The sequence below is a fragment of the Pandoraea sp. SD6-2 genome, from assembly GCF_000389825.1.
GTDB classification, from domain to species: domain Bacteria; phylum Pseudomonadota; class Gammaproteobacteria; order Burkholderiales; family Burkholderiaceae; genus Pandoraea; species Pandoraea communis.
Genome location: NZ_KB944459.1, coordinates 26370 through 40555, shown reverse-complemented (window position 1 = coordinate 40555; position 14186 = coordinate 26370). Strand labels below are relative to the sequence as shown.

The window sequence follows — 14186 nt, the reverse complement described above, 5'->3', positions numbered from 1 at the left end:
TGCCGCCGACGGCGCACGCCCCGGAGCGGAGACATATCGATGATCACGCTTGACGCGCGCCAAACCGCGCAGTTGCTGCCTTATCCTCAGTTGGCCGACGGTATCGAGGCCATGCTCATGGAGATGCGCTCGGGCACCGCGCGCGCGCCTGAGCGTCTGCATTTTTCCCTGACCGAACCGGAACGCGGCCGCCGAGGTGGCGTGCTGCTGGTGATGCCTGCCACCAATCGCGATGTGGCGATGACCAAGCACATCACCATTCATCCCGAGAATTGCCGTGCGGGCAAACCGTCCATCATCGGTGAGGTGATGGTGTTCGATCCGCATACGGGCGAACGTCTCATGTTGCTCGATGGACCGACCATTACGGGGCGTCGCACCGCCGCCGTGACGCTGTTCGCTGCCCGCAAATTTGCGCCCCGCCCGAAGGGGCCGGTGCTGATCGTTGGCGCCGGCGTGCAGGCTCGTGCGCATCTCGAGGCCTTTGCCGCAGGGATGGGCACGCGTCATTTCATGATCTTCTCGCGCAGCCCGGAACGCGCGCATGCGCTCGCGGATCACGCCGCCACCCTCGGCGTGGAAGCGACGGTCATCGACGCCATCGAGCCGGTGCTGAATTCCGTGAGCATCGTGATTGCCGCGACAACCAGCAACGAGCCTGTGCTGCCGGATAGCGACGTGCATCGCTGGCGCGATGACATCTTCGTTGCCGGTGTGGGGTCGTTCCGCCCCGACATGCGGGAGTTGCCGCCGCAGTTGTGCCGCGATGCCGCCGTGCGCGGCACGCTCGTCGTCGACACCTGGGAAGTCAAGCACGAAGCCGGCGATCTGCTGCATGCCGCCATTGACTGGGGCCGTGCCGCGCCGCTACTCGACGCGATCATCACTCCCGATCGCTTCCGGTCGAGCGGGCCCGTGCTTTTCAAGAGCGTGGGTTACGCGTTGTGGGATCTTGCTGCCGTGCTGTGCGCGCGCGCCAATCTCGCGAAGGACGGTGTGCCGGTGTCGTAAGGCCACGCCTACGCCGTGAGGCGATGCAGTGGTGAGATGGTGAGACGCGGATCACGCCGAAGCGCGATCGCGTCGCGGATTTAGGCCGGAAGCGCGAAGGGTACGCCTGCCGAAGCACCGGCGAGCCCCGGATAGCCCGGCGACATCTGCGGCGTGATGACGTGGACCGGAAGACCCAGCGTTGTCTCGATGAGGTCGGCGCGCATCACTTCGCGCGGTGTGCCGGTGGCGAGAATGCGTCCGTCGGCGAGCAACGCCATGCGGTCGGCATGACGCGCCGCAAGGTTGACGTCGTGCACGATGGCCATCGCGCCAAATCCCCAAGTACCGGCAAGTTCACGCGTCAGCGAGAGCAGGTGATGCTGATGGGCGAGGTCGAGTGCCGCTGTCGGTTCGTCAAGCAACAGATAGCGCGGTACAGACGGTGCCAACGCGTCGTCGTGCGGCCAAAGCTGCGCCAGCACACGCGCGAACTGCACGCGCGCCCATTCGCCACCCGAAAGCGTCATCACGTCGCGATGCAGCAACGGCAGTGCGCCAACGCGCTCCAGCGCGAGCGTCGCGATTTCTGTGTCGCTCTTCGCGATCTTGCTTGCCGCCCCACGTCCGCGCGATCTTGGGAAGGGCAAACGTCCCATCGTGACGATTTCGAGTGCGCTGAACGGAAACGACAACTGAGCCGTTTGCGGCAGCACTGCACGCAGACGCGCCAGCGCCGCCGTCGAATACTGTGAGAGCGGCGCGCCGCCCAGCGTAATGGTGCCGCTCAGATGCGCGCGCGGTGGCAGCGGTTCCCCCGCGAGCGCCTTGAGCAACGTGCTCTTGCCCGCGCCGTTCCGGCCGAGCAGTACGAGTAGTTCGCCGGGACGGATGTCGAGCGACAACCCGTCGAGCACGGGCGAATCGGTGTGAGCAATCGTCAGGTTGTGTGCACTGAGCATCGCGATGTCCTTTGTCGTCGGTCCGGTTTCATCACAGCCCGAACTGTGCGCGGCGCCGCCACAGCAGCATGAGGAAGAATGGGGCGCCGAGCAGTGCCGTGAGAATACCCAGCGGCAACTCGGCCGGCGCCACCCACGTACGCGCGACGAGATCGGCGAGCAGCGTCAGGATCGCGCCGAAGAGCGCTGCCGCCGGCAGTACCGCACGCGGATCGGGACCGACCACCAGACGCACGATATGCGGAGCAATCAGGCCGATGAACCCGATCATGCCGCTCGACGCCACAAGCGCACCGACACAAAGCGCGCACGCCACCATCACGCGGCGCTTGACCGACTGCACGGCAACACCGAGATGCAGCGCTTCCGCCTCGCCCAACAACAGCGCGTTCAGCGAACGGCACTGCGTGGCAAGTGCAATGACGCCCAGCGCGACCGGCCACACGATCACCGCGAGCATCGACCATTGCGCGCCGCCGAGACTGCCGAGGGTCCAGAACGTGAGTGTGCGCAACTGCGTATCGTTGGCGAGATAGGTGAGCAGACCGATGACGGCTCCCGACACGGCGTTGATGGCGATGCCCGCGAGCAACAACAGGGGCAAGGCGAGACGTCCGCGTCCCGCTGCCAGTCGATAAACGAGCGCTGTGACACCGAGCGCGCCGGAGAACGCTGCCACAGGCAGCAGCCACAGGCCGAGCGACGCGGCGAGCGCGGCGGGCAGCATGACACCGCCCAACACGATGACACCGGCCGCACCCAGCGCGGCGCCGCTGGCCACGCCGATTAGGCCGGGGTCGGCGAGCGGATTGCGAAAGAGGGCTTGCAGCGCAGCGCCAGCGGCACCGAATCCCGCACCGACGAGCATGCCAAGCACGATGCGCGGCAGCCGGATCTGCAGCATGACGTTGCGCGCCTGATCCTGCGCGAAGTCGCCTGTGGCCCTCCGGAACAACGCCATGACGGCTTCGCCCGGCGCAATGCGATAGGCGCCGCCGCACAGGGCGGCGAGCACGGCGGCGGCGAGCAAGCCGGCGAGCACCGCCATGACGATCCACTGCGCCGGGCGGCGACGCGCGGCGTTGGTTTGCGCCAAAGCAGAGGCGGTGGCCGAGGCCGGCGTCGTCTCAGCGCTGCGGGACGGCAATGGCTTCGGAATCGGAGGAGCGGCTGACATGTCTTCGTTCACTGGCGATTGGCGGATTTTTGGATGGCCCTGGCGTGCAGGGCCAAACCGTGCATAGCGACGCACCGGGTCACATTCATGTGGCGTGCACGCGCTGCGCGAGATCGGCCACCGCCTGTGGCAGACGCGGGCCGAAGCCGAGCAGGTACAACGCGTCGAAACTCACCACGCGTTTGGCGCGTCCGGCGGGTGTGTTCGCCAGCCCCGGCTGTGCGAGCAACGCTGCCGCAGGATCGGCGGACGATGGCCCGGTCGTCGTCGTGAGCAGCACATCGGGCTGCGCTGCAACCGCCGCTTCGGCGGTGAGCGGCCGGTATCCGTTGAAGCCGCGCAGCGCGTTCTCGGCACCTGCATACGTGAGCATGGCGTCGGCGGCGGTGTCCTGCCCGGCGACCATCACCTGATTGCCCGTGTGACCGAGGATGAACAGCACGCGCGGGCGTCGCGCAATGCCGTATCGCTGCTCGATCTGGTCACGAATACGCAGCCAGTCCGATGTGAAGCGGCCCGCCACGCGAAGCCCCGCGTCGTTCATTCGCAGGGCGGCGGCGATGTCACGAATGTTGTCGCGCACCAATTCGGCGGTGTAGCCGTGCGCGAAGCGTTTGACCGGGACCCCTGCCGCCGCGATTTGCGACAGCACGTTGGGCGGGCCTGCTTCCGCGCCCGCCAGCAGCAGGTCGGGATGCAGCGAGAGCACGCCCTCGGCCGACAGCGTGCGCAGATAGCCGATCTTGGGCAGCCTGGTGGCCGCTTCCGGATACAGGCTGGTCAGATCGTTGGCGATCACGCGGTCTTGCGCGCCGAGTGCATAGACGATCTCGGTGAGCGCGCCGCCAGCGACCACGACGCGCTTGGGTCCACCGTCACCCGGCGCGGCGGGCGAGGCCGCGCTGGCGCGCGTTGCGGACAAGAGCGTGCCCAGCCACGCACCGGCGACGAGCGTAGCGCCCCCGGTCAGCAGTGCGCGCCGCGAGGTGCCGCGCGCGTCGATTGACTCGTTCACTTCGATGCCTCCGCTACGCTTTGCGAACCTGCGGAACCCTCCACGCGCACCAGCGTCTCGCGCCAGTCTTCGCGCTCGGCCTGACCCGGCTTGCGCTCGCCGAAGAACATGGCGATGACCATGCCCGAAGCGTCGAGCAATTCGAGCGACGAGACGATGCCGTCCGACGTCGGCTTGCGCACGAGCCACGCCGTGTCGACAAGGTCTTCGCGCAAGTGCAGGTTGAAGCCCGGATCGAGCACGTTGACCCACGGGCCCATCATGCGAATGTGCTTCACGGGGCCGGTGTGAATCTGGATCATGCCCGCATTGCCGACGAACACCATGATCGGCAGATCGGTGCCAGCGGCGTCTTCGAGCAGTGTTTGGACCGAAGCGGTGTGCACCTTCTGCGCATGACCGTCCGGGGCCAGACGCAGCGCCTGTGCGCGCGATACGCCGTGACGCTTGAGCAAGTCGAAGAACTGGTGCGTGTCGGTCATGGCGAGCCAGTCGCGTTGGAAGGCCGCCACATCGATATCGGCGTCGGGCGTTTCGGCCTTCGGTGCGTCGGCGGCGACGACGTGCTGGCCGGGCGTCTGGTCGTCGGCGCGAAAGCGCGCGACAAGGGCCTCGAACGCGGCTACATCGCTGTGATCGCGCAGGAACATCTTGTGCACGGCAGTGCCGGCCTTATCGAAGAACTGGAGCGAGCGACGCGGACCGTTTTCCGCAGGCGTCTCGACGGCGTATCCGAAGGCCCACTGGTGATAGAAGATGCGCAGGTCGAGGTCCTTGCCGAGACCGAGGCCGATGGTGCCCGTGTGCGAGAGCTTCTCGTACTGACCGTCCTTTTCGTGCACGGCGGCGTTGTTGCGCGTGAGCGCCATCACGCGGCCCAGTGCGGGCAGCGCTTCGATAATCTCGGTGAATTCGGGGCGCAGACGCACGACGTGCTCACCGACGAAAGCGGCGACCGTCTCGCCTTCGGACACGCCCAGTGCGGCCGCGGCGTCGCGATCGCGCAGGTTCTGTTCGGTCTTCACACGTTGGAATTCGCTGCGCAGACGGGTGACGTCGGCGAGCGCGGGGAACGCCGGACGGGCGGCGGGGATAGCGTTTTGAGCGTTCATCATGGCGAGTCCTTTGTTGCGGGTTGGCTGGCAATGGCTGGCATGCGCCGACGGGCGTCGAACCAACGAAGTGCGGGCGCGCCGGCGCGGTGCTGAGGTCGATCTGCGGAATCAGTACTGGAGCTTCAGGCTCACAGCCACGCTGCGGCCCGGTGCCGAATACGCGTCCTTGACGGTCGAGTTATCGGCGATGTTGCGCACGTCCGACCAGTTCCAGTACTTGCGGTCGAACACGTTGTAGACGCCCGCATAGAGCGTGGCGTTTTTGTTGATGTGATAACCGCCCGACAGATCGAGCACGATCGACGACGGCGGTGCCCAGCAATTCTGGTTCTGCTGCGCGCCCGATGTGCAGGTCTTCGCGATCTGGCTTTGCGACTTGGCGGCCTGGAAGAGCAGGTCGGCTTGTGCGAACCACGTGCTGTTCGGCTCGTAACGCACGCCGAGCACCATCGAGAACGGGTTGACGGTGTTCAGCGGTTGATTGGCGGCACCGTTGTCTTCGGTCGTGCCATGCGTGTAGGCCATGGCGGTGCGCACCGTCACGCCGCCCTTGAGCGCCCACGTGGCACGGCCTTCCCAACCCTGAATGCGCGCGCGGCTGAAGTTCACGTACTGGTAGATGAGCGGATCGTTCGGACGGCCCGAGCCGCTGATGCTCCGCTGCGAGATGAAGTTGCGATAGTTGCCCGCAAAGACCGCGGTGCTGTACGTGACCGGGCCGAGCGTGGTAGCGAGACGTCCGCGCAAACCCAGCTCGAACGTGTCGCTTGTCTCGGGCTTGAGGTTCGGATTCGCGATCGACATGTAGCCGAAGATCGGATTCGAGAAGCCATTGTTGACCTGATCCGGGGTCGGTGTGCGGAAGCCGCGTGCGTATTGCACATACGGAATCAGCGACGGCGCGATCTCGTACATGATCGCCAGACGCGGCGAGAACGCGGAATCGTTCGACGACGTCGGTTGCACACGTGCGCCCGAAGACGTTTGCGAAACGTACAGCGGGTCGTTCTGCTTCGGCGAGAGCCAATAGGCGTCGTAGCGAATGCCCGGCGTGACGGTGAGCGCACCGTATCGGATCTCGTCCTGCAAATACGCGCCGAAGAGCGTGTAATCCGTGTCCGGGAACGCTTTGTTCGGGAACGACTCGCCCACGCCCGGCAGCGTACCGTTGCGATAGCTGGTGATGTACGCGAGGCTCGCGTCGGTGCCGTACACGAGCTTGTGCGTGAGCGGGCCGGTCGCGAAGTTGCTCTGCGCTTGCAGCGAGCCGCCGACGGTGCGCTCCTTGTATGTGTTGTCGCGCGTGCGATCGCCCGCCGTGCGCTTCTCGTACGCGTACTGGCTGTTCTTCGCATCCTGGAAGTACAGCAGCGCGTGGACGTTCTGTACGTATGCCTGCGAGGCGTCGTTGAAGTCGTAATCGAGGCTCACGCGATTACGCTCGAGACGGTCGCTCGTGTTCAGGCCGAGTGTCGCCGGCGGATTGACGGCCGACAGAACATTCGAGTCCACACGGCGGCGCACGGTCTCGCCCGTGAGCTTGAATGTCGAGCTTGGCGTGGCTTTGAAGACCAGCTTGCCGAGTACGGAGTCGCCGTTGGCGTCCTGCGGGTTGGCGCTCGTGCGTGACGTGCTGGCCGAGTTGTTGGTGCCCTTGCCGTCGAGTTCGTGCCCCTTGTTGCCGTCGACGATCACCATGCCCTGCCACTGCTCGCCCCCCCACGCGGCCTGCGCGGTGGTGCCGAAGCTGCGGTCCATCGAGTTGTAGTACGGACGCAGCGAGAAGTAGGTCGACTTGCCGAATACGTCGAGCAGGTCTTGCGGATCTTTGGTGAGGAAGTTGACGACGCCGGTCAGGCCGTCGCTGCCGTACAGCGACGATGCCGGGCCGCGCAGGATTTCGATGCGGCGCAGCAGGTCCATGCTCATGTAGTCGCCACGGCCGGCTTCGAGCGGGCCGAACGAGTAAGAGGAGGGCATGCGGATGCCGTCTTCGAAGAGCGCCACACGGTTACCTTCGAGACCCCGGATGTTGATGCTCGAATTGCCGTCGCGACCGCCGCCGGCCGCTGCCGATGCGGGACGATACGGCGCGCGGCGTACCGTGACACCTGGCTCGTAGCGCAGTGCTTCCTTGATGTCCTGCGCTTGCTGTTCTTCGAGATCCTGATCGGTGATGACCGAGATGGACGCGGGAGTGCGTTCCGCTTCGGTCGGTGTGCGCGTTGCTGTCACGTTCACTTCTCGCAGATTGGCGTCGGCGAGTTGCAACGGCGCGTTGGACGATGCTTGCGCGAGCTGAATCGTCTGGGCCGGACCGGCTGGCTGAGTCGCACCCTCGGACGTGGCTTGTTGTGCGAAAGCGGCAGGCAACCAGAACGCGGCGAGCACCGCGCCTGCGAGCGGTTGCAGACGCCGGCGAGGCGCGCGCGCAGTTTGGCGTTGCGAGTCTTCGGCTCGATTTCCGCCGCCGCGAATGGCACGGATCGAACCGTTGGCGCCGTAATTCCGGCGCATGGACATGACAAAGGTGCGGCCCCCGCCGCTCGACGACTGCTTCACTGCTGGCTCCCAGTGCAAGAAAACCCCGTTTCTGGCTGGCAAGCGCTCGTGGCAATCGGCGTGTAGGCAGCATCGTCATCGACGCTGAGGAACACGCAGGCAGGCGCGGCTGGCGAAAATCTCGTACCACCCGGCCGCAGAGACCCGGCCTTGGGACGAAAAACTTAAATGAGAATCATTTGCATTTTTAGCGGAGAAGTGACGGCACGTCAAGGGGATATGTCGTGCGATGTCGACAAATGGGAAAGCGGCGAAAGGGCGGCGTCAGATCGGCAGACTCGTATCGAACTTGATTTCGCGCAGCACGACGCTTGTCTTCACGTTGGCCACGGCGGGCAGACGGAAGATGTGCTCGTGAAGAAACGCGTCGTAGGCCTTGATGTCCGGCGCCACGATTTTGAGGATGTAGTCGGCCTCGCCCGTCGTGCTGTAGCACTCGGTGACTTCCGGGCAGGTGCGGATTTCGCGCTCGAACTGTTCCGTGCCGCCCTCGGTGTGGCGGGTGAGTTGCACATGGGCCAGCGCGCACACATGCAGGCCCAGCTTTTCGCGGTCGAGCAGCACCGTGTAGCGCTGGATCACCCCGCTTTGCTCCATGTCCTTGATGCGTCGCCAGCACGGCGTGGCCGACAGGCCCACGTTTTCAGACAGTTCTTGCGCCGAGCGGCGCGAGTCGATCTGCAATAGGCGCAGGATTTGACGGGCAAAATTGTCGAGTAATTCCATTTCCTTAAATCGCCTTTTTCGAAATGAACGTTTCTAATTGTGCGACAAAATGAGTGAAATAGTAAAAATCTTTCTCCTGCCTCCCCATACACTGCTTGCATACCAACGCGTGCCCGCGCTATGCGGCTAGTGCGTTAAGACGAACAGAACAGAAGCTCCCCAAAGCACGGCCGACACCCGGTCACATCCGTCCGGTGCTGGCTGCAGGGATCAGGAGATACCCAATGAATGCCCCCATGCGCGCCGCGCTTGCGACGCCGACGGCCAACCCCCTGGCCCATCCCGATTACCAGCTCTCCGACGCGCTCACGGCCCGCCGCGGTCAGATTTTCCTGACCGGGACGCAGGCGCTCGTGCGCATTTTGCTGATGCAACACCAACTCGACGCCGCCCGTGGCCTGAACTCGGCCGGCTTCGTTAGCGGGTATCGCGGCTCGCCGCTCGGTGGCGTGGATCAGCAGTTGTGGAAGGCGAAGAAACTGCTCGATGCGGCCAACGTCAAGTTCCTGCCGGCGATCAACGAGGAACTGGGCGGCACTGCCGTCATGGGCACGCAACGTGTGGAAGCCGACCCCGAGCGCACTGTCGAAGGCGTGTTCGGCATGTGGTACGGCAAGGGCCCGGGCGTGGACCGTGCCGGCGACGCGCTCAAGCATGGCAACGCCTACGGGGCATCGCGTCATGGCGGCGTGCTCGTGGTCGCGGGTGACGATCACGGCTGCGTGTCGTCGTCGATGCCGCATCAGAGCGACTTCACGATGATGTCGTGGAGCATGCCCGTGCTCAACCCGGCCGACATCGGCGAACTCGTCGAATTCGGTCTGTACGGCTATGCGCTGTCGCGTTTCTCGGGCGCGTGGGCGGGCCTCAAGGCGATCTCCGAGACCGTCGAGTCGCGCGGCACCGTCGACCTCGACAAGATCCGCACCGACTGGATTGAGCCGCTCGATTACGTCGCGCCGGCAGGCGGCCTGCACAACCGCTGGCCCGATTTACCGAGCCTCGCACTCGAAGCGCGTCTGGCTGACAAGCTCGACGCCGTGCGTGCGTTCTCCCGTGTGAACAGCATCGACAAGTGGATCGTTCCCGCCCCCGAGGCCGACATCGGAATCGTGACGTGCGGCAAGGCACATCTCGACCTGATGGAGACGCTGCGCCGCCTGGACATCACTGTCGACGATCTCGCCGCCGCCGGCGTGCGCATCTATAAGGTCGGGCTGTCGTTTCCGCTTGACCTGTCGCGTCTGGACACCTTCGTCGCCGGTCTGAAGGAAATCCTCGTGATCGAGGAGAAGGGCCCGGTCGTCGAGCAGCAGATCAAGCAATATCTCTACAACCGCACGACGGGCACGCGTCCGATCGTGCTCGGCAAGACCGACGCCGAAGGACGCGCGTTGCTCTCCGCGCTGGGCGAGTTGCGTCCGTCGCGCGTGCTGCCGGTGTTCGCCGAGTGGCTGGCGAAGCATCGCCCGGCACTGGATCGCCGTGAGCGTGTGGTCGATCTCGTCGCGCACGAGATTCTGTCGAATGCGGCCGACGGTGTGCGTCGCGTGCCGTATTTCTGCTCGGGTTGTCCGCACAATACGTCGACGAAGGTGCCCGAGGGCTCCATCGCGCAGGCGGGTATCGGTTGTCACTTTATGGCGTCGTGGATGGACCGCGACACCACGGGGCTGATCCAGATGGGGGGCGAAGGTGTGGACTGGGCCGCGCATTCGCACTTCACCAAACGTCCGCATGTTTTCCAGAATCTGGGCGACGGCACGTACTTCCACTCGGGCCTGCTCGCCATTCGTCAGGCCGTGGCCTCGAAGGCGAACATCACCTACAAGATTCTTTACAACGACGCCGTGGCGATGACGGGTGGCCAGCCGGTCGACGGCTCGATTTCGGTGCCGCAGATTGCGCGCCAGGTCGAAGCCGAGGGCATTGCAAAACTCGTCGTGGTGAGCGACGAACCGGAGAAGTACATCGGTCACGAAGGACAGTTTCCGAAGGGCACGACGTTCCACCATCGCAGCGAACTCGACGCTGTGCAGCGCGAGCTGCGCGAGATTCCCGGCACGACTGTGCTCATCTACGATCAGACATGCGCGGCCGAGAAGCGTCGCCGCCGCAAGAAAAATGAGTTCCCGAATCCGGATCGCCGTCTGTTCATCAACGAGGCGGTTTGCGAAGGCTGCGGCGATTGCGGCGTGGCTTCGAATTGTCTGTCGGTCGAACCGGTGGAAACGGCGCTGGGACGCAAGCGCCGCATCGATCAATCGTCGTGCAACAAGGACTTCTCCTGCGTGAACGGTTTCTGCCCGAGCTTCGTGTCGGTCAAGGGCGCGCAGTTGAAGAAGGCGCTCGCAGCGGCGTTCGATCAGGCGGCTTTTGAAGGACGTCTGAATGCGCTGCCTCAACCGGCCGCGCTCGCGGGCGACGTGCCGTTCGACATCATGGTCACGGGCGTGGGCGGCACCGGCGTGGTGACGATCGGCGCGCTCATCACGATGGCGGCGCACCTCGAAGGCAAGAGCGCCTCGGTGCTGGACTTCATGGGCTTCGCGCAGAAGGGCGGCGCCGTGCTGTCGTTCGTGCGTTTCGCCAACACGCCGCAAGCGCTCAATCAGGTGCGTATCGACACGCAGCAGGCCGACGTGCTGCTCGCTTGCGACATGGTGGTGGGCGCGAGTGCCGATGCGCTGCAAACCGTGCGTCGCGACCGCACGCGCGTGGTCGTCAACACGCACGCCATTCCGAACGCGACATTCGTGCAGAACCCCGACGCGAATCTTCACGCCGACGCGCTGCTCGCGAAGATGCATCACGCCGCAGGCAACGCCAAGCTCGATGCCTGCGACGCGCAAGCGCTCGCCCAGCGTTTCCTCGGCGACACGATGGGCGCGAACATCATCATGCTCGGCTTCGCATGGCAACTAGGTCTGGTGCCGGTATCGCTGCACGCGCTGCAACGCGCCATCGAACTGAACAACGTGGCGGTGCCGATGAACCAATTGGCGCTGGCAATCGGCCGGTTGGCGGCGGGAGATCCGGCGGCATTGACGCAGACGTCGGCCAAGGCGGCGCACGCCCCGGTGCATGCGCCGGTCGCCGACGACATGACGTTCGATACGCTCGTCGCACACCGTGTGGATCTGCTCACGCAGTACCAGAGCGCGGCGTATGCGGCGCAATTCGCGAGCTTCGTGAAACGGGTGGCCGATGCGGAAACACGGGTGTCCGGCGCTCCGGGACGCCTCTCGCGTGCCGTCGCGCAGCAACTGTCGCGTCTGATGGCTTACAAGGACGAGTACGAAGTGGCTCGCCTGTATGCGCACACGGCGTTTGCCGATTCGTTGGGCGAGGCCTTCGAAGGCAAGCCGGGTCGCGACTTCCGCCTTGAGTTCCATATGGCACCGCCGCTCATCGCACGCGGCAAGAACGGCGCGGCGCCGAAGAAGGTGACCATTGGGCCGTGGTTGTGGCCGGTGCTGCGGGGGATGGCGAAGCTGCGCGGGTTGCGCGGCGGGGCGCTCGACGTCTTCGGGTACACGCTGGAGCGCCGCATGGAGCGTCAGTTGATCGCGGACTACCGTACGACGATCGAACGTGCGTTGGCCGGTCTGTCGGTCGATACGCTGGCCGATGGGGTGGCGCTGGCCGAAGCCCCGGCAAAGATTCGCGGCTACGGTCATGTGAAGCTCGCGAATCTGGCGATGGCCAAACGCGTCGAAGCCACGATCGCCGGCCGGCTGGGCGTGACACCGGCCACCGGTAACGCCGTCGAGCAGGCGCTGGCGCACGCGCGCAAGCGCGGCAAGTCGCTGGCAGGCATTCCGGTGGTGACGTCACGCTGAGCCGCTTGGGGGAGTGGATGCCGGTTTCGGATCGGCGTTGATGCTCGAAATGCACGGAACGGGGGCTGCGGCCCCCGTTTTTCATGGGCGCACGCATGCTTCGTAGCCGAAGGTGCCGACCCGCACCGAGCGCGTTTCTGTACTGTCATCGGGCCGACGCGCTACCATTCGGGGGTTACGGTTGACGCAACTGGGTGAACCGGATGCCGCAGAGGGCGTGACGACGGGAAGCCGTCGACTGCCCGCGAGGCGTCGGGAATTGCCATAAGCGCTTGATTACGGAGAGGAAAATGAGTGTTTCGAAGGCACCTGCGGATCGCAAGGTGATCCTCACGGGTGACCGCCCGACCGGCCCGCTGCATTTGGGTCACTACGTCGGCAGTCTGAAAAACCGCGTGGCGTATCAGCACGAGTACAAGCAGTTCATTCTGGTCGCCGACGCGCAGGCGTTGACCGACAATACGGACGATCGCGGCAAGGTTCACCGCAACGTCTCGGAAGTGGCGCTCGACTATCTGGCTGTCGGCATCGATCCGGCGGTGACGACCATCTGCGTGCAGACGTGGCTGCCCGAGCTGACCGAACTCACGTTCTATTATCTGAATCTGGTGACCGTGGCGCGCCTGGAGCGCAATCCGACCGTCAAGCAGGAGATCGTTCTGCGCAACTTCGAGCGCGACATTCCGGCCGGCTTCCTCACGTATCCGGTGAGTCAGGCGGCGGATATCACGGCGTTTCGCGCCACGCTCGTGCCGGTCGGCGAAGATCAGTTGCCGATGATCGAGCAGACGAACGAAATCGTGCGCCGTCTGAACCGTCTGGCCGATCGCGAGATCCTCGTCGAAACGAAGGCGCTGGTGCCGCCGATCGGACGTTTGCCGGGCATCGACGGCAAGGCCAAGATGAGCAAGTCGCTGGGCAACGCGATCAATATTTCGTCGACGCCGGACGAGATCCGCGCTGCGGTGAAGAAGTGCTACACCGACCCGCTGCATCTGAAGGTGGAAGATCCGGGGCACCTCGAAGGTAACGTCGCGTTCGCCTATCTCGATGCCTTCGACGAGGACAAGGAAGGGTTGCAGGCGCTCAAGGATCACTATGTGCGCGGCGGTCTGGCCGACTCGAAGGTAAAGGCGCGTCTGGAAGAGCGATTGCAGGAAATGCTTCGCCCGATGCGCGAGCGCCGTGAGGAATACGCCAGGAATCCGGACTTCGTGTGGGACATGCTGCGTGCGGGCACCGAACGCGCACGCGAAACGGTCGCGCTAACGCTCGACGACGTGCGCTCGGTGTTCGTCACGCCGGGCTGGAAGAAGTAAGGCTTGCCGACTCGCCCGACGGTGTTATCGGCAAAGAAGAAAGCAGCCCATCCGGGCTGCTTTTTTTTATGGTCGCTGGCGCTTGTGTCGGGGCACTGCAAACCAGCGCTCGGCGGAGGTATCAGAGCTGCGTGGAGGTCGTCTCGAGGTTGCCGCACGACCGGCAGCGCGTGATGTCGCTCCTTAGCGCTTCGACACGTTGCGAGGATTGCGCATTGTCGGCGGAGGCGGCTCGCGTCACGGTGCGCGTGCCCGATTGGGCGATGAGATGGTCGATGCGCGAGAGCGCTGCGTTCTGCATACTCAGAAGCTCCGACAGTCCGGTCTCAATGTCGGTCAGGGTGTCGATGATCCGGCCTTCTGCGGCGGCGGCTCGATAGCTTTGCCCCGGATCGGCCGCCGGCGAAAAAAAGGCGTTGCTGGTAGGACGCATGATGGATTTCCTCCTCTTGGTGACTAGACCGTCTCCGACCCCTTT

At 64.7% G+C, this 14186-nt stretch carries 9 protein-coding genes and 1 pseudogene; 3 read left to right on the top strand and 7 right to left on the bottom strand.

Annotation, left to right across the window (positions count from 1 at the left end):
• The first annotated feature begins 39 nt into the window (after positions 1-39).
• Complete coding sequence (locus C266_RS25670; protein ID WP_010806636.1) at positions 40-1011, top strand: delta(1)-pyrroline-2-carboxylate reductase family protein; 972 nt, start codon at positions 40-42, stop codon at positions 1009-1011.
• 80 nt (positions 1012-1091) lie between these two features.
• Here C266_RS25670 and C266_RS25665 read toward each other — a convergent pair.
• The 6 genes and pseudogenes from C266_RS25665 to C266_RS25640 form a co-directional block, all read right to left on the bottom strand.
• Positions 1092-1892, bottom strand: a pseudogene (locus C266_RS25665) (heme ABC transporter ATP-binding protein); the annotation flags it as partial.
• 91 nt (positions 1893-1983) lie between these two features.
• The gene (locus tag C266_RS25660; RefSeq protein ID WP_010806634.1) at positions 1984-3129 is read right to left on the bottom strand and encodes an iron ABC transporter permease; all 1146 of its coding nucleotides are present in this window, start codon (positions 3127-3129) and stop codon (positions 1984-1986) included.
• 85 nt (positions 3130-3214) lie between these two features.
• Positions 3215-4102 (bottom strand): hemin ABC transporter substrate-binding protein, encoded by an 888-nt coding sequence (locus C266_RS25655; RefSeq protein WP_371257198.1) that lies wholly within the window; start codon positions 4100-4102, stop codon positions 3215-3217.
• 38 nt (positions 4103-4140) lie between these two features.
• Positions 4141-5259 (bottom strand): hemin-degrading factor, encoded by a 1119-nt coding sequence (locus C266_RS25650; protein ID WP_010806632.1) that lies wholly within the window; start codon positions 5257-5259, stop codon positions 4141-4143.
• Between the two features lie 108 nt (positions 5260-5367).
• Positions 5368-7782 carry a TonB-dependent hemoglobin/transferrin/lactoferrin family receptor gene (locus C266_RS25645; RefSeq protein WP_081636421.1) on the bottom strand — a complete coding sequence of 805 codons (2415 nt, stop codon included), beginning with the start codon at positions 7780-7782 and terminating at the stop codon, positions 5368-5370.
• Between the two features lie 303 nt (positions 7783-8085).
• Positions 8086-8547: an Lrp/AsnC family transcriptional regulator gene (locus C266_RS25640; protein WP_010806630.1), complete on the bottom strand. Its 462-nt coding sequence runs from the start codon at positions 8545-8547 to the stop codon at positions 8086-8088.
• 224 nt (positions 8548-8771) lie between these two features.
• On the opposite strand from C266_RS25640, the gene C266_RS25635 reads away from it, so the two are divergent.
• Both C266_RS25635 and trpS read left to right on the top strand, forming a co-directional pair.
• A complete protein-coding gene (locus C266_RS25635) occupies positions 8772-12389 on the top strand; it encodes an indolepyruvate ferredoxin oxidoreductase family protein (protein WP_010806629.1) in 3618 nt (1205 codons plus the stop codon).
• Positions 12390-12679: 290 nt separating this feature from the next.
• Positions 12680-13708, top strand: a complete 1029-nt coding sequence (gene trpS, locus C266_RS25630; protein WP_010806628.1) for a tryptophan--tRNA ligase — start codon at positions 12680-12682, stop codon at positions 13706-13708.
• A gap of 121 nt (positions 13709-13829) precedes the next feature.
• Here the strand turns inward: trpS and C266_RS25625 are convergent, their stop codons facing one another.
• A complete protein-coding gene (locus C266_RS25625; protein WP_010806627.1) occupies positions 13830-14141 on the bottom strand; it encodes a hypothetical protein in 312 nt (103 codons plus the stop codon).
• Positions 14142-14186: the final 45 nt, after the last annotated feature.